The organism is Pseudomonas sp. PDNC002 (assembly GCF_016919445.1).
Lineage (GTDB): Bacteria > Pseudomonadota > Gammaproteobacteria > Pseudomonadales > Pseudomonadaceae > Pseudomonas.
On record NZ_CP070356.1, the window covers coordinates 2,432,561 to 2,452,173 of the forward strand.

A 19,613-nucleotide genomic window follows, 5' to 3' on the forward strand; every position below is an offset into this window, starting at 1 on the left:
CATGCGTGATCGGTCTGCTGAGCCTGGCGCTCGGCGGCTGCGCCAACCTCGGGCCGCTGGGCGGAAACCAGGTCGGCCAGGCCTGTAGCGAGAACCTGGGGCAGTCCGTGGAGCTGCAGCTCAACCTTGCGCGGGAGATGCTCGACAACGGGCGCGCCCATGCCGCGCTGGCCAACCTCGACATGCTGCCGCAGGACTCGCTGGAAGTGCGCGAAAGCCGGGCGCTGGCCTTGCGGCGCATCGGCGATCCACGGGCGCTGGTGGAGTATCGGAACCTGCTCAATACCTGCAAGGCGGCCGAGGCCCACCACGGCCTGGGACAGATTGCGATGCGTGGCGGCAATACCGTCCGCGCCGAGGAAGAGCTGGGCGAGGCGGCGCGCCTGCGTCCCACCGACAGCGCGTTCCGCAACGACCTCGGTTACGCGCTGATGCGCAGCGGTGCGCTGGAGCGCGCGCGTTTCGAGTTCATCACGGCGATGGAGCTGGATGATCACGACAAGCTGTCGGCCACCAATCTGCTCAGCCTGCTGTACCTGCAGGACGATGACCGCCAGGCAAAAAGCCTGATTCAAAGCGTCGGGCTGAGCGCCGATCAGGTGCGCGCGGCGCGTGATCAGGCGGATTCGCTGCGGCCGGCCGCCCATGCGCCGGTCCAGCCGGAAAGCGTGAGCTACGTGGATGAGCCGCGCGACACGCCGCACGCGGATTCGATGGCGTCGGCGCCCGCCGAGGCGCGCGACGCCAAGCTGCTGGTCAATGCCCGCTGAGTCGGGCAGGGAGGATGTGATGAAGGCATGGATTCTGGCTGGCGCGCTGCTGGCGGCTCCGCTGTTGTCGTCAGCCGCCGAGCGCGCGGCGACACCCGCTCCGCAGGGCACCGTGGCCCGCGACCAGCAGGAAGTGCTCACCTGGCTGGAGCTGCAATCCAGCGGGCGCGCCGCGTCGGCCAATCGCCAGAGCGCGACGCCGGCCGAGCGTGACCGCGCTTATCAACGCTACCTGAAGAGCTATACCCGCGAGATTCCCGAGTATCTGCTCCAGGACAACGACTTCAGCACAGGCAGCAAGTAAGCCTGCGGGAGCGTGCCATGGGACGCGAACGGCAGCGGGGCGCAATTGGTGTGATGGCGGCGGTCACGCTGCTGCTCGCGCTGATCTGCCTGGCACTGGTGGTGGACACCGGGCGCCTGTATTTCGAGCAGCGCAAGTTGCAGCGCGTCGCCGACATGGCCGCGCTGGAAGCAGCGTCTCAGAGCGGCATGTGTGGTTCGCAGCTGGCGGGGGACGTCCAGGGCTACGTCACCGCGAGCGCGGCGAAGAACGGTTTCGTCCCGGCCACCGGCGATACCCTGGTGGGGACGCTGGGCAGTGTCGCTTTCGATGGCGGGTACGGCGCGGCATCGTCGCGCCGGTTCTTCACCGCCGGCGGCGATCCGGCGGACTCCGTACGCGTGCAGGCATCCCACACAGTGCCGTCCAGCCTGATACTGAATGTCGCCAGCCTGTTCAGCGGGGCCACCACCAATACCGTGATCAGCGCCCAGGCGGTGGCGCGGCGCACGGCGTTGGCGGGGATTTCCGCGGGCAGTGGCGTGCTGAGCCTGGACTCGACCAATTCGCCGCTGCTCAACGCGCTGCTGGGTGGCCTGTTGGGCACCACCGTCAACCTCGACCTGGTCACCTACCAGGGCATCGCCGGCGCCAACGTGTCGCTGCTCGCCCTCAGCCAGCAGCTCAAGGCGGCCGGCGTGAACCTCGAACTGGGCAAGATCGACAGCCTGCTGGGGGCCAACGTCACCGCGGCGCAATTGCTCCAGGCGATGATCAACGCCGCCGACGCCTCGCAACTGGCCGGGGTGAATACCTCGCTGCTGCGCACCGCATTGGCCAGCATCAACGTACCGACGGCCAACCTGACCCTGGGGCAGATTCTCAGCGTAGTGGCGCCGGACAGTGTGCGCGATACGGCGCTCAATGCAGGGGTCAATCTGCTGGACCTGCTGATGGCCACGGCGTTGGTGGCGAACAAGAACAACGCGGTGGACCTCGACCTGAAGGGTAAGAACATCGCCGGCGTGGTGCCGACGGTAAAACTGCGGGTCATCTCGCCACCCACCATCGCTATCGGCTATCCGGGCAAGGACAGCGCCGGCAACTGGCGCACCGTGGCGAAGAATGCCCAGGTTCAACTGGAGGTCGGCGTCAATGCCAACCTGCTGGGGCTGAACCTGGTGAAGCTGGCGCTGAACCTGAAGGTCGGTGTGGCGGAGGGGTATGCGGCGTTGGACAGCATTCAGTGCGGAGGTGTGGGCAAACCGGTGACAGTCAACGTGATGGCCAGACCCGGCGTGGCGAGCGCCAACCTCGATGCCGCTGTCAGCCTGCTTTCCGGAGCCAGCGGCAGCCTGGTGGGGGTGACCATCACCAACAGCGCGACCGGGGTGGACAGCAGCAGCACGTCGGCCGGTACTCAGTTCGCCATACCTGGAGAGCAATCGTTGAGTTTCACCGTGAACGGCCCGTCCGATCTGCCGAGTGTGGTGAAACGGGTGCAAAGCCCGCTGGGTTCGTCGCTGGGAGCAGGACTGACCAGTCTGGGGAACTCATTGAGCATCAAAATCAAGGCCGGCGGAAATTGCGACAACATCCTGAGCTGGCTGCTTTGTGCCCTGAGCGGCTTGGTCAGTTCCATCGCCCAGCTCGCACTCGATCTCACGGCGGGGTTGGGCACGCTGGTCAGCGCCCTTGGACAGCAGCTCATTGATCCGCTGTTGTCGTTGCTCGGCATCCAGACCGGCATCCTCGACGTACGCCTGATCGACCTCCAGACCGGCGGCGCGGAGCTGCTGATCTGAAGGCTGGCGCACGCGGTGCTCAGTGCACCGCGCTGCTTTGCGAGGAGGAGGGCGAGAGGGCGAGGGCGAGCTGGGTGCGGTTGTGCATGTGCATCAGCCGCAGCACCTGGGAGACATACAGCTTCACGGTGTTCTCGGTGATGCCCAGGTCGTAGGCGATCTGGTAGTTGGTCAGCCCCTTGCTCACCAGCCGCGCCACGGCCTGCTGGCGCGGCGACAACTTGTTGAACAGCGGGTTGTTCACCACCGGGGCGATCTGTTCGGCGCTGCTCGGTGCGTTCTCCGGCGTTTCCGCCTGCTCCTGCTTCAGCGCGCTGCTGGCCTGGCCGCCGCCGTGCACTTCGTACTTGATCTTGTGGATATCCCGCGAGATCGAGTTGAGCGATTCGGCGAGGTATTCCAGGCGCTGGTTGACGTGGCTCAGGCTCAGCTGGCTGCGGATGCGTTCGTGCAGCCGGGCCTCCAGGCGTTCCAGGCCCTTGAGCAGGTCCATGGGCGCCACCGGCTTCTGGTAGTAGTCGGCGACGCCGACGCGCATGGCCTCGATCACTTCCTGGCTGCCTTGCTGGCCGGTGAGGATGATGGTTTCGAAGAAGCGACTGGCGCCGGCGATTTCCTTGAGCGCCTCGACCACGCGGATGCCGTTGTCGCGGCCCAGGCCCAGGTCGCAGATCACCAGGCCGATCGAGGTGTCGTCGCGGAACTGCTGGAGGGCGCCGTCCTTGCTGTCGCTGGTCAGGCAGCGATAGCCGCTGTTTTCCAGCAGTTCGGCAAGTTCGGCGGTGACCTGGGGCTCGTCGTCGATGACCAGCACACTGAAACGACGATTGGCCGTTTTATCCATGACTGCACGCTCCGTGAGTTAGTACACATCCATTGTTTTTATCGTCCGGCTGTTCAATATCCTGAGCCGGAACCTGCACCGAAGTGACAGGTGGTATTAACCCATAGCATATAGTCGTTAAGTTTGAATCGTGCCAATGGCGAGTGTCATTTACTGGACGATCGAAATATACGTCAGAAGACCGGCGAATAGCGCGAATATGAAAGGAAATGACTTGTTCCTTGACGGTCTCAGTCTGGCTAATTGCGATTTGAAATTAGCCGGCAACTTGTCCGAATCAATCAAAAGTTTGCTGGCGAGCATCAGGACTACGCAGACCAGGCTGGCCAGTGCCAGGGTGTACAGCACGGTCAGCGGATCGCTGGCCAGGCCCAGGGCCACCAGCAGCTTCACGTCCGCCGCCCCCAGCTTGCCGAGCCAGTACCCCGGCCCGGTGAGCGCCAGCGCCAGAACGGCCGCCCCCAGGGCATCCGCGGGCGAATGGCCGGTGAGACTGTGCCCGCACACCAGCAGGAAAACGGCCGCCGCCACGCCCCCGCCGAGGGTCAGCAGGTTGCTTACGCGCAGGCGCGTGAGGTCCTGGTAGCCGCACAGGCCACACCAGGCGAGGAGGAGCAGTTCGAGCGGCATCGACAACATCCTTATCCCTCGATCAGGGGCTCAGTGGCTCATCGTTTTTGTAAGTTATTTCCTACAATTACCCCGTATTGCAAATTAAGCCAGGTATTCGGGGTAATTGGCTCGAAACGTTATACCGAATGGTCATGCGGTGAATTTCCGTGGAGCGCCTAGTATTGCTCATGAATGGCGCGTTTATCCGACGGAGAGTTACTTCAGATATCGTCGCTGGCGCCGATAAGTTGAACGATCATTCAAGTGAAGTTGATCGAGGAGTTTCGTGGATGAACGGAGTCGGCGGACGCAAGGGGCAGAAAGGCACGGTGGCCATCGAGTTCGCTGGCGTCTTCGTGTTGTTCTTCGCGGTGCTCTACGGCTTGCTGGGTTACTGCGTGCCGCTCCTGATGCTGCAGGCGTTCAATGATGCAGCGGCGTCCGGTGCGCGCATCGCGGTGTCGGTCAATCCGAACGTGAGCGGCTACGCCACGGTGCTGCGCACAGCCGTCACCAACGAGGTCAACCAGCGCCTGAGCTGGATGCCGACGTCCTGGCGCAACGGCTGCTACAGCGGCCAGTTCCTCGACACCCCGACCACCGAGACCGTGAATGGCCGCAACTACACGCGGGTGCGTGTCTGCGTGAACTACCCCTACTCCACGTCTCCCATCGTGCCGCTACTGACGTTGCCGGGAATCGGCACCGTACCGCAGCTACCCGCCGTGCTGACCGGCCAGGCCAGCGTCCTGCTCTGAGGAATGCGATGTTCGACTTCTTCCGTTCCCGGAGTATCCAGGGCGAGCCAGCGCAGAACTCGCCACCCAGCCGTCCGCTGGCAGCCCGTCGCCGGCCCCAGGTGGCGCCGGCGGAGACGAGCGCTCCGGCCATCGAGAACTGGGATATCTGGCTGGAACTGGACAGCCATGACCGCGTGGTGGCCCGAGGTGGCGGGATGGTGCACCGGCTGTTGCCGCCTGCGCGCGGCAACAGCGAGCTGCCCACGCTCACCGACCATCTCGACCGCCGGGCGCCCGGCGGCTCGCCGCTGGCCAGCCTGCGCGGTGGCGAACGGGTCGACCTGGTACTGCGCAGCACCGGCGACCTGCCGTTGGTATGCCGCTTCCAGGCGCTGTTGCAGCCCAATGAACATTGCCTGCTGCTGGGCACCGACATCTCCGACCTCAACTGGCAGTCCGACAGCCAGCAGCACAAGCTGCAATGCCTGAACCTCAGCAAATTGCTCCTGGCCCGCTTGCGGCATAGCTCGCAACGGCGTCTGAGCGAGGCGGTGGGGGAGGTGCTGGAAGCTTTCTGCAGCAGCTTCCACATGCGTTCCATGGCGCTCTTGCTGGAGTCGGCCGATGGCGTGCGGGTTTTCGCCTGCCATGTTCAGCCGGGGCTCGACAGTCTCCTGCGCGACGGCCTGGCGCTGCCCGACCAGGAACTGCGCGCGGCCAGTGGCGCCTGCCTGCTGGGCATCGATGAGCGGCGTTCGGACCTGCTCGAATCGCTGTGCTGCGACCGCCTCTACCTGGTGCCGGCGCCCGTGCGCGGCGGGCGCCTCGCCGGCCTGCTGGCCGAACCCGCGGATCACGCGCCGAACTGGCCGAGCCTGGCGCCCAGCGATTGGCAGTACCTGGCGGAGATCCTCGCCAACCTCGTGCACGAGCGCGCCGAACTCTACAGCCTGCGCGACAGCAGTCGGCGCCTGAGCCTGTTGCAGGACATGGTTGGCGGTGGCTGGTGGCGGCTGCGCGTCGATGAGGGTGTGTTCGAATTGTCCCCGGCGGTGTCCGCCAGCCTTGGCCTGCCGGCCGGGCAGAACCAGCTGGCGCTGGCCGACCTGTTGATTCAGCTGCACCCGGCCGATGCTGACGAACTCAGCCTGCGTCTGCGCCATCTGCAACCGGGCGGACGGCTGGTGCAGGATTTGCGCCTGCGCGGCGCGGCCACGCAGCAGACGCGCCGCTGGCTGCGCCTGCAAGGACGGATGCAGGCGCGCGCCGGCGATCAACTGATGGATGGCGTACTGCTGGATATCAGCGAGGGCAAGTTGCAGGAAGAGCAGGCGCTGGCCGCCCATGCCCGGCTGCGCAACCTGATCGACAGCGCGCCGGTGGTCATCTACGTGCAGCGTGTGGAAGAAGGCCACCTGATCCCCGAGTTCTACAGCGAGAATGCCAGCAACCTGCTGGGCCTCGATCTCCAGGGCCAGAGCTGGCAGGCACTGGCCGAACGCGTGCATCCCGAGGATCTGGAAACCTTCCTCGATCGCGGCCGCGAACTGCTGCGCGAGGGCAGGGTGCGTACCGAGTACCGGTTGCTCGATAGCGCGGGCGAATGGCACTGGCTGTACGACGAGGCCAAGCTGCTGCGCGATATCCAGGGCATTCCCCAGGAAGCCGTAGGGCTCTGGCTGGACGTTACCGAGCAGCATCTGGCGGCGCTGCAGATCGCCGAGAGCGAAGAACGCTACCGCGTGCTGGTGGAGGATTCACCCGCATTGATCTGCCGCTACGACCCGGACCTGCGACTCACCTTCATCAACCACACCTTCGCCCAGGTGCTCGGCGAGTCGGTGGAGGCGCTGCTTGGTCGGCGCCTGGACGAATGGCTGTCGGAGCAGGACTCCAGCGCCCTGCGCGCGCGCCTGGTGGACGGTGGCCGGACCACGTCCGATGACTCCTGGGAGCTGCGCTTCAGCCTGCCGGGCCAGCGCAATCTCTGGCTGATCTGGTCGGACCGTCCGCTGCCGGACGCCACTGGCCGCCTGCTGGAAGTCCAGGCCGTGGGCCGCGACAACACCGCCGTGCGCCACGCCCAGCAGCAACTGGCCCAGGGCGCCAAGATGGCCAGCCTGGGCGAGATGGTCAGCGGCATGGCCCACGAGATGAAGCAGCCGCTGCACGTCCTGCGCATGTCGCTGTACAACGCGCGGCAGAAGCTCGGCGACCAGGATTATCTGAAGGAGAAGCTGGAGCGCGCCGACGCGCAGATCGACCGGCTGTCGCGGGTCATCGGGCACATGGGGGTGTTCAGTCGCAAGTCGGAACTGGAGGCCGCGCCCTTCGATCCCTATGACGCCTGCGAGGGCGCACTGGCGCTGCTGGGCGAAAGCCTGACGCAACAGGGCATTTCCCTGGAATGCCGGGCGCCGGCGCAGCGCGTGGTGGTCCGCGGATATGCCGATCAGCTGGAGCAGGTGCTGATCAACCTGCTGGCCAACGCCCGCGACGCCTTGCTCGGCCGGGACACCGAAGGCGCGCGCTGGGTCGGAGTCTCGCAGGAGCCTTGCCTGGATACCGGCTGGGTCGAGGTCCATGTGCGCGACAACGCCGGTGGCATCGATGCGGCAGTGATGGAGCGGATCTTCGAGCCGTTCTTCACCACCAAGCCCGCCGGGAAGGGCACCGGCCTGGGGTTGTCGGTGAGCCACGACCTGATCCGCAACATGGGCGGCAGCCTGTCTGTGGATAACTTCAAGGGTGGCGCGCGCTTCGTCATCCGCTTGCCGCGCCAGGCCGAGAACGCCTGAGCTGCACCTGAGCGGCGGGTAATGCCGCGGAAATGAAAAACGCCTGCATGAGCAGGCGTTTTTCGTGGCAGCGGAAACTCAGCCGACGAAGCGCGACGACAGCCAGAACAGGCCGGCGGCCAGCGCCATCGAGGTGGGCAGGGTGAGGATCCAGGCCATCAGGATGTTGCGCACGGTGCCACCCTGCAGGCCGCTGCGGTTGGCGACCATGGTGCCGGCCACCCCCGAAGACAGCACATGGGTCGTCGAGACCGGCAGGCTGTAGATGTTCGCCATGCCGATGGCGAGGGTCGCGGTGAGCTGGGCGCTGATGCCCTGGGCGTAACTCATGCCCTGCTTGCCGATTTTTTCGCCGACGGTGAGTACCACGCGCTTCCAGCCAACCATGGTGCCAATGCCTAGGGCCAGGGCCACCGCGATGATCACCCAGAACGGGGCGTATTCGGTGGTGCTGGTGAGGTCCTTGCGCAGCTTCTCGAGGTCCGCCTTCTCGCGCGATGGCAGCTCGGACAGCTTGCCGACCTTCTTCGCGGTGTCGTCCAGGCACAGCAGGTAGCGGCGAACCTGCACGCGCTCGTCGTCGGCCAGGTCGTTGTAGGTGGACACGCCGTGCAGGTCCTTCAGCAGGCCCTTGAGGGTCGCTTCGGTCTGCTTCGGCTCGCAACGGTACAGGTCCGGCATGTCGGTGTCGGCGGACTTGCCCAGCGCCAGCATCTCACCGAGGGTATCGGAGTGACGGTTGTAGAACTGCTGCAGGTGGACGGCGGCGTCGCGGGTGCGCTCGATCTGGTAGGTGGTGCTGTTCAGGTCGAGGACGAACTTGGTCGGCACGATGCCGATCAGTACCAGCATGATCAGGCCGATGCCTTTCTGGCCGTCGTTGGAGCCGTGCACGAAGCTCACGGTCATGGCCGAGATCACCAGGACCAGGCGGTTCCAGAACGGCGGGTGCTTCTTCTCGTCGACGTCGCGGCGGGTTTCCGGCGTCTTGTGCATCTTCGACAGCGGGTACATCCACTTCAGGCCGATCAGCAGCGCGCCGGCGATCAGGAAGCCGGCCAGCGGCGAGAAGATCAGCGACAGGCCGATGTCGATGGCCTTGCCCCAGTTGATCCCGTCGGCCAGCGGCACGTCGGTAATCAGCGCGTTGGCCAGGCCAACGCCGAGGATCGAGCCGATCAGGGTATGGGAGCTGGACGCGGGGATGCCGAAGTACCAGGTGCCCAGGTTCCAGGTGATGGCGGCGGCAAGCAGGGAGAACACCATGGCCAGGCCGTGGCCGGTGTTCACGTTGATCAGCAGCTCCACCGGCAGCAGGTGGACGATGGCGTAGGCGACGCCGACGCCGCCGAGCAATACGCCGAGGAAGTTGAAGATGCCGGAGAGGATCACCGCGCGGTACGGGGACATGGCCTTGGTATAGATGACCGTGGCCACCGCGTTGGCGGTGTCGTGGAAGCCGTTGATGAACTCGAAGGCAAGGACGAATGCGAGGGCCAGCACGAGGCTGACACTCACCCAGACATCGAGGCCGCTGAAGAGATCGAACATGAAAATTCTATGACCGGTCGGAGACGGGGCGGCGATTATGCCAGAAGCGTGAGTCACCGTATTCAGGCTGAAACGGTTTCTCGAATTTGCGCGACGCCACGTCGCACGGCGCTTTCAGGCAGGGTGGAAAAAGTTTGCAATGCTTCCACGCCGGGCTGCCGGCCCGTCGAATGAGTATTTTGCAGGTCAGCGTGCGTACTCCCCCACGGAGCAGCGCTTTCCTCCGACGGTGGTCTTCTCACGGAAAACCAGGGCCGGGGAGCCGTACCTACGATTTGAAGGAAGCGGCTTCCTGTTCCTTTTTCAGTCGTTGTTCTTCGATCTTTTCCAGTTCCCGGTCGAAAGCCTTGTCCAGCAGGTTGCGGCGCTTGCGCCACGGCTTCTTCTCGGGGTCAGGCTGGGCGGCGTAGAGGGTCACTTCGCCGCCATACACGTCCTTGTAGCGTTGCTCCTGGCGCTCCAGTTCCGCGCGCAGTTCGTCTTTGGTCACGGTCTGTCCTGATGACTTGAGGCTGTTGTCTGTTGACTGGCATGGGACGTCCGGCCTGGACGTCATCCTGGCAGTGTAGACGCTGGGTCAAGAGCTGCCGGGCCGGAAAACGGCGCGGATTATAACCTTTCGTGGGGGGAGGCCGGTCGATGATCGCCGACGGACGGCAACGCGCGAGTCGATTCGTGGGGTGGAACCCCCCTCAGCCGGTACGGCTGAGGTTCAGTTCGCCGATCTTTTCCAGGCGGGCGCGGACGATGTTGCGGCTGATGCCCAGCAGGCGACCGGTCTGCAACTGGTTGCCGTGGCAGAAGTGGTAGGCGGTGCGGAACAGCACTTCTTCCACGTGCTCGTAGAGGTCGGGCTTGTTGCTTTCGAACAGCTCCAGCAGCGCCTGCTCCAGGGTCGCCTCGACGCGTGGCGCCAGGGCGTGGGGGCTGTGTTCGTGGCGCAACAGGTCGTGACGCGGCGCCGACGGCAGCTCGGCCAGTTGCAGGTCGCCCGGCTGCACCTGCTGGTTGCGGCACACCAGCAGGGCATGGTGGATGGCGTTCTCCAGCTCGCGGATGTTGCCGGGCCAGGTGTGGCCCAGCAGCTTGCGTTCGGCTTCCGCGCTGAGGCTGGCGCGGTTGTAGCCCAGGCGCTGGCAGTGTTCCTCGAGGAAGAATTCGGCCAGCGGCAGAATGTCGCCGGGGCGCTCGCGCAGCGGCGGCAGGCGGATGGTGGCGACGTGCAGGCGGTAGAACAGGTCCTCGCGGAAATGCCCGGCGACCACGGCGTCGGCCAGGTTGACGTTGGTCGCGGCGACTACCCGCACGTTGATCGGTACGGGGGTGCGCGACCCCAGGCGTACGACTTCGCGTTCCTGCAGCACGCGCAGCAGCTTGACCTGCATGTTCAGCGGCAGGTCGCCGATCTCGTCGAGGAACAGCGTGCCGCCGTTGGCCGCCTCGAACCAGCCGGCCTTGCTGCTGGTGGCGCCGGTGTAGGCGCCTTTTTCGTGGCCAAATAGCTCACTTTCCACCAGCGTTTCGGAAAAAGCGCCGCAGTTTACAGCCACAAAGGGGGCGGCGCCGCGTCGGCTGAGCTTGTGGATATGTCGTGCCACCAGCTCCTTGCCGGTGCCGGTCTCGCCGATGATCAACGCGTTGGCTTCGCTGGGCGCCAGGCGCTCGATGCGGTTGAGCAGTTCCTGCGAGCGTGGGTCCTTGAACACCAGCACCGTGGCGCGGACCGACTTGGTTTGCTCGCGGGCATTGGGAAGGGTCAACAGCGACATGGTGGGTTCCTGGCGTACCGAATGAGTGGCATCGCCATACTGCGGCATTTTTGTTATTTCAAAAAATTATCAATTAGAATTTATATATAACTTTTATGCTTGATCAGGGGCGAGCGGTGTTCACAGGGATTTCCGCAGGGCCTGGGGATATGTGCTGCGGGCCTCGCGAATGCTGGGCTGCGAGCTACGCTCAGAGTGGAAATTTCATCCTGGGAGACCACTCCATGACCATCGTTCGAATTCCGCTGCTCGCCCTCGCTCTGCTCTTCTCGGCGCAAGGCTTCGCGGCCACCGCCGCGCAGACCGCGCAGCAGGAAAAGATGAAGACCTGCAACGCCGATGCGACCACCAAGGCGCTCAAGGGTGAAGAGCGCAAGGCGTTCATGAGCACTTGCCTCAAGGCCGGTGGCGGGGACACCAAGAAAATGACCCCGCAGCAGGAGAAGATGAAGTCCTGCAATGCCGATGCGACCACCAAGGCGCTCAAGGGTGATGAACGCAAGGCGTTCATGAGCACCTGCCTGAAAAAGTGACGATGGTGCGCGGCAGTGCCGCGAGGAACGACAAGGGCAGCCCATGGCTGCCCTTTTTCATTGTGGAAGCTGTCGCCCTAGAGCCCGGAAAATACCAGCCAGGCCGTGACCAGGGCGTAAAGGACGATCACCGCATCCGTGCGCAGGGCGGGCGGGACTCGCCGGATGACGTTCATTTCTTCGCCACTGCGGACCAGAAGCCCTGCGCGTTGCGGAAGGGCTGGCGGGCCATCTGTTCGGGGCGGGTGATGCCATCGGCCAGCAGGGCGTTGACGAGGGCGGAAAAGGACTTGGCGCTGTAGCTCATGATCGGGCTCCCGATGCTTTCTCTCCTTGGGTGGAGCTATGAAAACACCGGGGTCGTCATCGACGGAAATGGATCGTCTTACTGATGACCATCGATGAAATTGATGGAAGGCCAGGTCAGCTCCAGTTGGCTTGCGAAGTGCCGCGGCTCGCCGCTCAGCGGGTCGATGAAGTCCAACTGGCGGGCGAGCAGCTTCAGCGGGCGGTCGTAGTCTTCCGGCGGTCGCTGGTCGCGTGGCGGCAGCGTGGGATAGAGCGGATCGAAGCACAGCGCCGCGCCCAGCGCCGACATGTGCACGCGCAACTGGTGGCGTTTGCCGCTGACCGGCTTCAGGCCGTAGCGCCACAGCTCGCCGCGTTTCTCCAGGACCTCGATGCGGGTTTCGCTGTTGGGAGGACCGTCCGCTTCCTGCATGCGGATGAAGGGATCGCCTTCGACCAGTCGCGAGCGATGCACCAGGGGAAACTCCAGCTGCGGCAAGGCGGGGGCGATGGCTTCGTACTGCTTCTGAATACGCCGCTCGCGGAACAGCGCCTGGTAGGCGTCGCGGTTGTCCGGATTGGCGGAGAACAGCACCAGTCCGGCGGTGAGCCGGTCGATCCGGTGCAAGGGCACCAGCAACGGGTTGTCCAGGCGCCTGGCGAGACGCGCCAGCAGGGTTTCTTCCACGTACTGCCCGGCAGGTGTCACCGGGAGGAAGTGCGGCTTGTCGGCGACGACCAGGTCGGCGTCGGCGTACAGGATGCTTTCCTGGAAGGGGATCGGCGTCTCCTGCGGCACCTCGCGGAAATAATGGATACGCAGTGCTTCCCGATACGGGTGCTCGGGGCCGATGGGCTGACCGTCGCTGTCCAGCACCTTGCCCCGGGCCATGCGGTCGAGCCAGGTGGCGCGGTCGACGGCCGGGAAGCGCGCGCAGAGGCAGTCCAGCACCGTTGCCCAGGGGCCGGCGGGCAGGTGCAGGGTGCTGGCGCGTTGCTGGGCGGCGGAGAAGCGTGGGCTGGACATCGGAAGCGGTGACCGGAATTCGACAGGCTGCGCATTAGGCCGCAGCGGCGCGGCGGTCGTCAAAGCCGCCACGACTTCCGGTCTGTTCATGGGTAGTTCTCACGCGGGAATCGGGTTGATTTCCACCGTGATGTGGGCGAGTTCCTCGTGCACCTGCAGGCGCTGGCGCACCAGCTCGGGCGTCAGGGCGCCGTCGCTGGCCAGGCTGAGGATGCAGGCGTAGCGCGACTTGCCCACGCGCCACAGGTGCAGGTCGGTGATGCGCGCCGGCTGCGGCAGCTCGGCGACCACTTCGCGGATTTCCTCCACTACCGGGTCGTTCATCTCCGCGTCCAGCAGCACGCGGCTGCTCTGCTTGAGCAGGCCGACCGACCAGGCCGCCACCAGCACCGCACCGACGATGCCCATCAGCGGGTCGAGCCAGGAGGCGCCCCATAGCCAGCCGCCGATCAGCGCGACGATTGCTGCCACCGATGTGGCGGCGTCGGCGATCACATGCAGGTAGGCGGCGCGCAGGTTCAGGTCGTCACCGTGATGGTGATCGTGCCCATGGTGGTGATCGTGGTCATGCCCGTGATCGTGGTGCGGGTGGTCGCCGCGCAGCAGCCACGCACAGGCCAGGTTCACCAGCAGGCCGAGGACGGCAATGGCGATGGCCTGCTCATAATGGATCGGCGAAGGTGAGAGCAGCCGCGCCACGGACTCGAACATCATCAGCGCCGCCACGCCCAACAGCAGGATGGCGCTGGTGTAGCTGGCCAGTACCTCGATCTTGAACGTGCCGAAGGCGAAGCGCGCATCGCCGGTGAAGCGTCGTGCGGCGACATAGGCGAAGAACGCCAGGCCTAGGGCCAGGGCGTGGGAGCTCATGTGCCAGCCGTCGGCGAGCAGGGCCATGGAGTTGAAGATCCAGCCGCCGGCGATCTCCACCACCATCATCACCACTGTCAACAACGCGGCGCGCAAGGTATTGCGTTCGGCCAGCGGATTGCCTTCGTGGAACTGATGATCGTGCCGGCCGTCTTGCGGGTGTACTGCGTGCTGCATGATGATGATCCGAAAGATGAGCCTGGATACTATACCCCAGTATACCTTTGGAGTTTTGCCGTGGGACATACCATCAAGGACCAGAAGAAGCTGCTGACCCGTGTGCGCCGCATCAAGGGGCAGAGCGAGGCGCTGGAGCGGGCATTGGAGGCGGGCAGCGAATGTGCGGCGATCCTGCAGCAGATCGCCGCCATCCGTGGCGCGGTGAACGGCCTGATGGCCGAGGTGCTCGAAGGCCACCTGCGCGACCACCTGGGCGCCGAAGACCGTACGGCGGCGCAGCGCCACGAGGACCTGGAACAGGTCATGGGTGTGCTGCGCTCCTATCTCAAGTAATTCGGGTCAGTCGGACAGGCGCACCGCCAGTTCGTCGGCTTCCTCGGTCCAGTCCGAATCCTGCTGCAGCGCTTCACGCAGGAACTGCGCCTGGGCCTTGTTCCAGAAGGGCGCATCCGGGAGCTTCTGCCCCTCGACCAGGCGGTGGCTGTCGAGGAAGGCGTCGATGTCTTTCCGGTCATTGGGCAGGCCCAGTTGCTTGAACAGGGCGCCGAGGCTGTGCTGGCTGGTATCCATGTGAACCTCCTTGAACAAAAGGGTGCGCCGCCGGGGCGCAATACGAAGGTGGCTGCGGCGATGCAACAACTATAGGAGCATCCGCCGACGGGCAAGGTTCGCATTGGCAAGTCGGGCGGAAATAGATAGCCTGCTTTCAATCACATCCGTCACCCGTGTCGCTACCCACCGCCAGGCCTGTCCATGAGCTCGTCCGAGCAGCGAACTGCCTCCGTTACCCTGCGAATCCTCGCCACCGTTGTCTTTACCTTCATCCTGTTCCTGAGCATCGGGCTGCTGCTGCCAGTCTTGCCCGGTTTCGTCCATGAAGGCCTGGGTTATTCCACCGTGGTCGCCGGCGTGGTGATCGGCTTGCAGTACATCGCCACGCTGGTTTCCCGGCCGCTGGCGGGATACCTGACCGATACCCATGGCGCCAAGCGCGCGGTCCTGCAGGGGCTGGGCGTGCTCGGCATGGCCGGCGTGCTGGTGCTGCTGGCGACCAGCGTCGAGGCGTGGCCGCTGCTGAGTCTGGTGCTGCTGCTCGGCAGTCGTCTGCTGTTCGGGCTGGCCCAGGGGCTGCTGGGGATCGGCACGGCGAGCTGGGGTATTGCCCTGGTTGGCACGCAGAACACCGCCAAGGTGATCTCCTGGAACGGCATCGTCAGTTACGGCGGCATCGCCATCGGGGCGCCGCTGGGCGTCACCATGTCCGCCTCGCTGGGGTTGTGGAGCCTGGGCGTGAGTGTGCTGGCGCTTACCGCGCTGGGCTGGCTGGCCGCCCGTGGCCGCGCGGAAGTGCCGATCATCAGTGGCACGCGCATGGCCTTCCATGCGCTGCTCGGCCGCGTGCTGCCCTACGGGCTGTGCGTGATGCTCGGCTCCATCGGTTTCGGCACCCTGGCCACCTTCATCACCCTGTATTACGGCAGCCAGGGCTGGGCCGACCCGGCCTGGTGCCTGACCGCCTTCGGCGTCTGTTTCGTCGGCGCGCGGCTGATCTTCTCAGGTGCGGTCAATCGCTTCGGCGGCTTTGCCGTCGCGGTGGTCTGCCTCGGTGTGGAGGTTCTCGGCCTGCTGCTGCTCTGGCAGGCGCCGGGGCCGGGCTTCGCGCTGCTGGGCGCGGCGCTCACCGGCTGTGGCTTGTCGTTGGTCTATCCGTCGCTGGGCGTCGAGGCCGTACTGCGCATTCCGGCCAGCAGCCGCAGCGCCGGGCTGGGCGCCTATGCGCTGTTCTTCGACCTGGCGATGGGCGTCGCCGGCCCGCTGATGGGGCTGGTCGCCGCCCGCCACGGCTACGCGTCGATCTTCCTGGTCGCCGCCGGGCTGGCGCTCTGCGGCTTCTTCATCTGCTTCGGCCTGCTGCGCTTCACCCGGCAGCAGCATGAAGAGCTGCCCAAGGATTGAGCCTACGCCCCGTGGGGATCAAACCGGCGGGAAGGCCTTGAAGGCCTCCAGTGTCTCGGCCTGTTCCGTCCAGTCGCGCACCGCCGGGTAGCTGTCCGCCGGAATGTCCTCCGAGTGCAGCAGCTGTACGAAGGTCCACGCCACCGCGATGCTCAGGCCGGCCTGGTCCAGCGGTGCGCCGATATCCAGCGACATCTCGCGCAGTTCGCTTTCCAGCCCCGCCAGCGCCGCGTGCAACTGCTGGTCGACCCGCTCCTGCCAGCTCGCCAGTTGCTTTTCCTCCGGCCGCTGCTGCTCGTAGTAGCGCTGCACGGCTTTCTCCATGACCGCCAGTGCCAGGGCCAGCAAGCGCGTGGTGCGCAGCCGCGCGGCCGGCTCGGCGGGCATCAGGCTGCGTCCCGCCTGATGCTCCAGCCAGTCGATGATCAGGGTGGAATCCATCAGCACCTCGCCATCGCCCAGCACCAGCGTCGGGGCCTTCACCACCGGATTGATGCCGCGGAACTCCTCGTAGGTTCGGAACACCGACAGGGACTGATGGCTGAACGGGATACCGAGCAGGCGCAGGCTGATCGCCACGCGGCGGACATAGGGGGAGTCAAGCATGCCGATCAAATGCGGAGGCTTCTGTTGCATGGGCGCATCCTGTTATTGGAGATTACATGGCGGGCGGCGCGGATTTGCGCGCGGTGCCCATGAATCTAGCGGCTTTGCCAGCCGGAAAATATCGACGATTAGTGACCGACTCGGTTAGGAAAACTTACATGAGCGCGTTGCCGCCGCTATCTGCCTTACGCAGCTTCGAGGCCGTCGCCCGGCTGGGGAGTGTGACGCTCGCCGCCAGCGAGCTGCACGTCACCCATTCGGCGGTCAGCCAGCAGGTGCGCCTGCTGGAGGGGCTGTTGGGCGTCACGCTGTTGCAGCGTGAAGGCCGGGGCCTACGCCTGAGCGAAGAGGGGCGGCTGTACGCCCTGCAGGTTCGCGGCGCCTTGCGCGACATCGCCGAGGCGACCCGCCTGGCGAAGGCGCGGCCGGGGGAGGACGAACTGGTGGTGGCGCTCACGCCATCCTTCGGCCAGAAATGGTTGCTGCCGCGCCTGCCCGGTTTTCGCGCGAGCCATCCCCGGTATCGCCTGCGCTTGCTGGCCAGCCTGGAAGTGATGGACCTGCGCCAGGGCCTGGCCGATGTTGCCATCCGCATCGGCCAGGGGCACTGGGAGGGCCTGGCTCAGCATCGCCTGTTCGAGGATGAGGTGGTGGTCGTCGCCGCGCCGGACTTCAATGGTGGGCGCCTACCGCAGACGCCCGAGGAAATCCTCCGCTGTCCCCGCGTCACCGGTTTCGAATCCTGGCTGGACTGGTGCCAGGCGGCGGGCGTGGCGGTGCCATTGGAGCCGGCGGAGTTCGTGGTCAACGATTCCAACCTGAGCATCGAGGCGGTGCGCATGGGGCAAGGTATCGGGCTTGAGCGGCGCAGCCTGGTGGCGGGCGCGCTGGCGCGTGGCGAGCTGGTGGCGCTGAGCGACCTGCGGGTGCCCTACGGATTCCCGTACTGGCTGGTGTGGCCGGAGCGCGAGGCAGCGCAGGCCAAGGTCGCGGCATTCGCCGGGTGGTTGGCGGGTGAGGTGGAGACGTACCTGCGCAGCATCGCCTGAGTCGGCGCGCTACCTGGGCCGGCACGTGCCGGCCCAGGTCTGCGTCAGAATGCCTCGTCGATGTAGTGGAACGGGTAATCCGGACTCTGGTACTTGCCGATCTTGCCGCGCCGGGGCAGCTTCACTTCCTCGCGCGGCACCTCCTTGTAGGGCACGTGCTTGAGGATGTGGCTGATGACATTCAGGCGCACGCGCTTCTTGTCCTCCGAGCGCGCCACGAACCAGGGCGCCCAGGGTGAGTCGGTGGAGGCGAACATCAGGTCGCGGGCGCGGGTGTAGTCATCCCAGCGGGTGAAGGACTTGATGTCCATCGGCGACAGCTTCCAGACCTTGCGGCCATCGGTGATACGGTCCTTCAGGCGGCGCGCCTGCTCTTCCGGGCTGACTTCGAGCCAGTACTTGAGCAGGATGATTCCGGACTCGGTCATCATCCGCTCGAACAGCGGTGTGACGGAGAGGAACTTGTCCGCCTGGTCCTCGGTGCAGAAGCCCATCACCCGCTCGACGCCGGCGCGGTTGTACCAGCTGCGGTCGAAGATCACCACTTCACCGGCGGCCGGCAGGTGCGACATGTAGCGTTGCACGTAGAGCTGGGATTTTTCCCGCTCGGTCGGGGCGGGCAGGGCGACGGTACGGAATACCCGCGGGCTGACACGCTCGGTGATGGCCTTGATGGTGCCGCCTTTGCCGGCGCCATCGCGGCCCTCGAAGATGATGCAGACCTTCAGGCCCTTGTGCACCACCCATTCCTGCAGCTTCACCAGTTCGACGGTGAGCGTGCGCAGATGCTCCTCGTAATCCTTGGTCTTCATCTTCCCGGTCGATTCGGCGGCCGGGATCTTTACCTTGCTCTTCTTGCCCATCACTTCCTCCTGGGTAAAAGCCCTGTGGCAATGAGCATAGCGGGTGGTTGCAATCGAGCAGGTTCGAATTCCGTGAGTAATTGCAGCATCGGAATGTTCGCCAAGCGGACTCTTGCCATTCCTACATCTTCGTCCGCGGAACACCGGCAAAGTCCTTCAGCTCGACGCTCCTTAAGCCCGCCGCAAGGTACCGCGAGCAACCTGTCGCAGTCCTATCGCCGCGAGCCCGTCATGCATCTGCGCTCCCTCCGAAACTCCGCCCACAAGGTGTTGGCCCTGGTCACCGCCCCCCACCTGCATTGGCAATGGTCACGCCTGCGGAAACTCCACCCGACGCTGCGCTCGTCCTACAAGGGACAGCTGGTTTCTGCACGGCGCCACCGCAAGACCTACCTCTGCCGACACTGGAGCATTGCCCGTCGCTTGCGCGCACTGCATGAGCATTACACGCGGCTTGAGCAATTACCTTCCGCCTGGGCCGAGCGCCTGTTCATCCACCAGGGCATCGCCTTGTGCGACGTGGAGCTGAAGGGAGGCGAGCGCCTGCACCTGTCGCTGGAACCCTCGGAGTTCGCCAAAGAGGGCGAACTGGGCCTGTTCCTGCGCGACGCGACTGGCGAGCGCCTGTACTCCGTGAGTTTCTGCCTGGGCAAGGGTTGCATCATGATCGGCGGGTTGCAGGGGCCGCGCCCGAGTGTCGAGGAAGGCACGGTCAAATGGCTGGGCAAGGAAATGCACGGCCTACGCCCGAAGAACCTGCTGATGTCGGCCTTGTACGAGTTGTCCAGGTGCATGGGCGGCCCGCGGATACTGGGTATCAGCGACGCGGCGCACAGCTGCTCGGACAAACTGCGTTCCAGCTACGACACCTTCTGGCTGGAACTGCGCGGGGAGTGCCATGAACGGCACTGGTATCGCCTGCCCGAGCACGAGCCCGCCCGTGATATTTCCGAGGTGAAGAGCCAGCGGCGCAGCGAGTTCCGTCGCCGCGAGGCGCTGCGCGATGCCGTGGTGGCCGATATCCGCCAGGCCTGGGCGCTCGCCGCGGCATCCGGAGCCGTTCGCTGAC

The 19,613-nt window shown here is 65.2% G+C and carries 21 protein-coding genes; 10 read left to right on the forward strand and 11 right to left on the reverse strand.

Features of this window, described 5'->3' with window-relative positions; translation table 11 throughout:
* The first annotated feature begins 5 nt into the window (after window positions 1-5).
* Genes JVX91_RS11305 through JVX91_RS11315 form a run of 3 tightly spaced genes read left to right on the forward strand, consistent with a single transcriptional unit; the run spans window position 6 to window position 2,858 of the window.
* Entirely contained in the window at window positions 6-770 is a 765-nt protein-coding gene (locus JVX91_RS11305) for a hypothetical protein (protein WP_240201726.1), read from the forward strand.
* Window positions 771-789: 19 nt separating this feature from the next.
* Window positions 790-1,074: a DUF3613 domain-containing protein gene (locus tag JVX91_RS11310; RefSeq protein ID WP_205339299.1), complete on the forward strand. Its 285-nt coding sequence runs from the start codon at window positions 790-792 to the stop codon at window positions 1,072-1,074.
* 17 nt (window positions 1,075-1,091) lie between these two features.
* On the forward strand, window positions 1,092-2,858 hold the full coding sequence (locus JVX91_RS11315; protein ID WP_205339300.1) for a pilus assembly protein TadG-related protein: 1,767 nt from the start codon (window positions 1,092-1,094) through the stop codon (window positions 2,856-2,858).
* Between the two features lie 19 nt (window positions 2,859-2,877).
* Here the strand turns inward: JVX91_RS11315 and JVX91_RS11320 are convergent, their stop codons facing one another.
* Together JVX91_RS11320 and JVX91_RS11325 are read right to left on the reverse strand one after the other, a co-directional pair.
* Window positions 2,878-3,702, reverse strand: a complete 825-nt coding sequence (locus JVX91_RS11320; RefSeq protein WP_205339301.1) for a response regulator transcription factor — start codon at window positions 3,700-3,702, stop codon at window positions 2,878-2,880.
* A gap of 150 nt (window positions 3,703-3,852) precedes the next feature.
* Window positions 3,853-4,332, reverse strand: a complete 480-nt coding sequence (locus tag JVX91_RS11325) for a prepilin peptidase (RefSeq protein WP_205339302.1) — start codon at window positions 4,330-4,332, stop codon at window positions 3,853-3,855.
* Window positions 4,333-4,604: 272 nt separating this feature from the next.
* Here JVX91_RS11325 and JVX91_RS11330 point away from each other — a divergent pair, with 272 nt between their 5' ends.
* Both JVX91_RS11330 and JVX91_RS11335 read left to right on the forward strand, forming a co-directional pair.
* Window positions 4,605-5,072 carry a TadE/TadG family type IV pilus assembly protein gene (locus JVX91_RS11330; RefSeq protein ID WP_205339303.1) on the forward strand — a complete coding sequence of 156 codons (468 nt, stop codon included), beginning with the start codon at window positions 4,605-4,607 and terminating at the stop codon, window positions 5,070-5,072.
* 8 nt (window positions 5,073-5,080) lie between these two features.
* On the forward strand, window positions 5,081-7,852 hold the full coding sequence (locus JVX91_RS11335; protein ID WP_205339304.1) for an ATP-binding protein: 2,772 nt from the start codon (window positions 5,081-5,083) through the stop codon (window positions 7,850-7,852).
* A gap of 78 nt (window positions 7,853-7,930) precedes the next feature.
* Here the strand turns inward: JVX91_RS11335 and JVX91_RS11340 are convergent, their stop codons facing one another.
* The 3 genes from JVX91_RS11340 to JVX91_RS11350 form a co-directional block, all read right to left on the reverse strand.
* A complete protein-coding gene (locus JVX91_RS11340; protein WP_205339305.1) occupies window positions 7,931-9,403 on the reverse strand; it encodes an inorganic phosphate transporter in 1,473 nt (490 codons plus the stop codon).
* A gap of 268 nt (window positions 9,404-9,671) precedes the next feature.
* Window positions 9,672-9,893, reverse strand: coding sequence for a hypothetical protein (locus JVX91_RS11345; protein ID WP_205339306.1), 222 nt, complete (start codon window positions 9,891-9,893; stop codon window positions 9,672-9,674).
* Window positions 9,894-10,095: 202 nt separating this feature from the next.
* Window positions 10,096-11,172 (reverse strand): sigma-54 dependent transcriptional regulator, encoded by a 1,077-nt coding sequence (locus tag JVX91_RS11350; RefSeq protein WP_205339307.1) that lies wholly within the window; start codon window positions 11,170-11,172, stop codon window positions 10,096-10,098.
* Between the two features lie 224 nt (window positions 11,173-11,396).
* Here JVX91_RS11350 and JVX91_RS11355 point away from each other — a divergent pair, with 224 nt between their 5' ends.
* On the forward strand, window positions 11,397-11,705 hold the full coding sequence (locus JVX91_RS11355; protein ID WP_205339308.1) for a PsiF family protein: 309 nt from the start codon (window positions 11,397-11,399) through the stop codon (window positions 11,703-11,705).
* 172 nt (window positions 11,706-11,877) lie between these two features.
* Here the strand turns inward: JVX91_RS11355 and JVX91_RS29115 are convergent, their stop codons facing one another.
* The 3 genes from JVX91_RS29115 to dmeF form a co-directional block, all read right to left on the reverse strand.
* Window positions 11,878-12,012: a hypothetical protein gene (locus JVX91_RS29115; protein WP_275892383.1), complete on the reverse strand. Its 135-nt coding sequence runs from the start codon at window positions 12,010-12,012 to the stop codon at window positions 11,878-11,880.
* Window positions 12,013-12,090: 78 nt separating this feature from the next.
* Window positions 12,091-13,020: a pseudouridine synthase gene (locus tag JVX91_RS11360; RefSeq protein ID WP_205339309.1), complete on the reverse strand. Its 930-nt coding sequence runs from the start codon at window positions 13,018-13,020 to the stop codon at window positions 12,091-12,093.
* 99 nt (window positions 13,021-13,119) lie between these two features.
* Window positions 13,120-14,067, reverse strand: a complete 948-nt coding sequence (gene dmeF, locus JVX91_RS11365; protein WP_205339310.1) for a CDF family Co(II)/Ni(II) efflux transporter DmeF — start codon at window positions 14,065-14,067, stop codon at window positions 13,120-13,122.
* A gap of 60 nt (window positions 14,068-14,127) precedes the next feature.
* Between dmeF and JVX91_RS11370 the strand changes: the two genes are divergently transcribed.
* On the forward strand, window positions 14,128-14,403 hold the full coding sequence (locus JVX91_RS11370; RefSeq protein ID WP_024764116.1) for a metal/formaldehyde-sensitive transcriptional repressor: 276 nt from the start codon (window positions 14,128-14,130) through the stop codon (window positions 14,401-14,403).
* A 6-nt stretch (window positions 14,404-14,409) separates the two neighbouring features.
* On the opposite strand, the gene JVX91_RS11375 is transcribed toward JVX91_RS11370, so the two are convergent.
* Entirely contained in the window at window positions 14,410-14,640 is a 231-nt protein-coding gene (locus tag JVX91_RS11375; protein ID WP_205339311.1) for a DUF2789 domain-containing protein, read from the reverse strand.
* 183 nt (window positions 14,641-14,823) lie between these two features.
* On the opposite strand from JVX91_RS11375, the gene JVX91_RS11380 reads away from it, so the two are divergent.
* On the forward strand, window positions 14,824-16,026 hold the full coding sequence (locus tag JVX91_RS11380) for an MFS transporter (protein WP_205339312.1): 1,203 nt from the start codon (window positions 14,824-14,826) through the stop codon (window positions 16,024-16,026).
* 18 nt (window positions 16,027-16,044) lie between these two features.
* Here JVX91_RS11380 and JVX91_RS11385 read toward each other — a convergent pair whose 3' ends face one another.
* Window positions 16,045-16,662, reverse strand: a complete 618-nt coding sequence (locus JVX91_RS11385) for a glutathione S-transferase family protein (RefSeq protein ID WP_205339313.1) — start codon at window positions 16,660-16,662, stop codon at window positions 16,045-16,047.
* A 128-nt stretch (window positions 16,663-16,790) separates the two neighbouring features.
* Here JVX91_RS11385 and JVX91_RS11390 point away from each other — a divergent pair, with 128 nt between their 5' ends.
* The gene (locus tag JVX91_RS11390; RefSeq protein WP_205339314.1) at window positions 16,791-17,681 is read left to right on the forward strand and encodes a LysR substrate-binding domain-containing protein; all 891 of its coding nucleotides are present in this window, start codon (window positions 16,791-16,793) and stop codon (window positions 17,679-17,681) included.
* Window positions 17,682-17,725: 44 nt separating this feature from the next.
* Here the strand turns inward: JVX91_RS11390 and ppk2 are convergent, their stop codons facing one another.
* On the reverse strand, window positions 17,726-18,493 hold the full coding sequence (gene ppk2, locus JVX91_RS11395) for a polyphosphate kinase 2 (protein WP_240201768.1): 768 nt from the start codon (window positions 18,491-18,493) through the stop codon (window positions 17,726-17,728).
* A gap of 282 nt (window positions 18,494-18,775) precedes the next feature.
* Here ppk2 and JVX91_RS11400 point away from each other — a divergent pair, with 282 nt between their 5' ends.
* Window positions 18,776-19,612 carry a DUF535 family protein gene (locus JVX91_RS11400; RefSeq protein ID WP_205339316.1) on the forward strand — a complete coding sequence of 279 codons (837 nt, stop codon included), beginning with the start codon at window positions 18,776-18,778 and terminating at the stop codon, window positions 19,610-19,612.
* Window position 19,613: the final 1 nt, after the last annotated feature.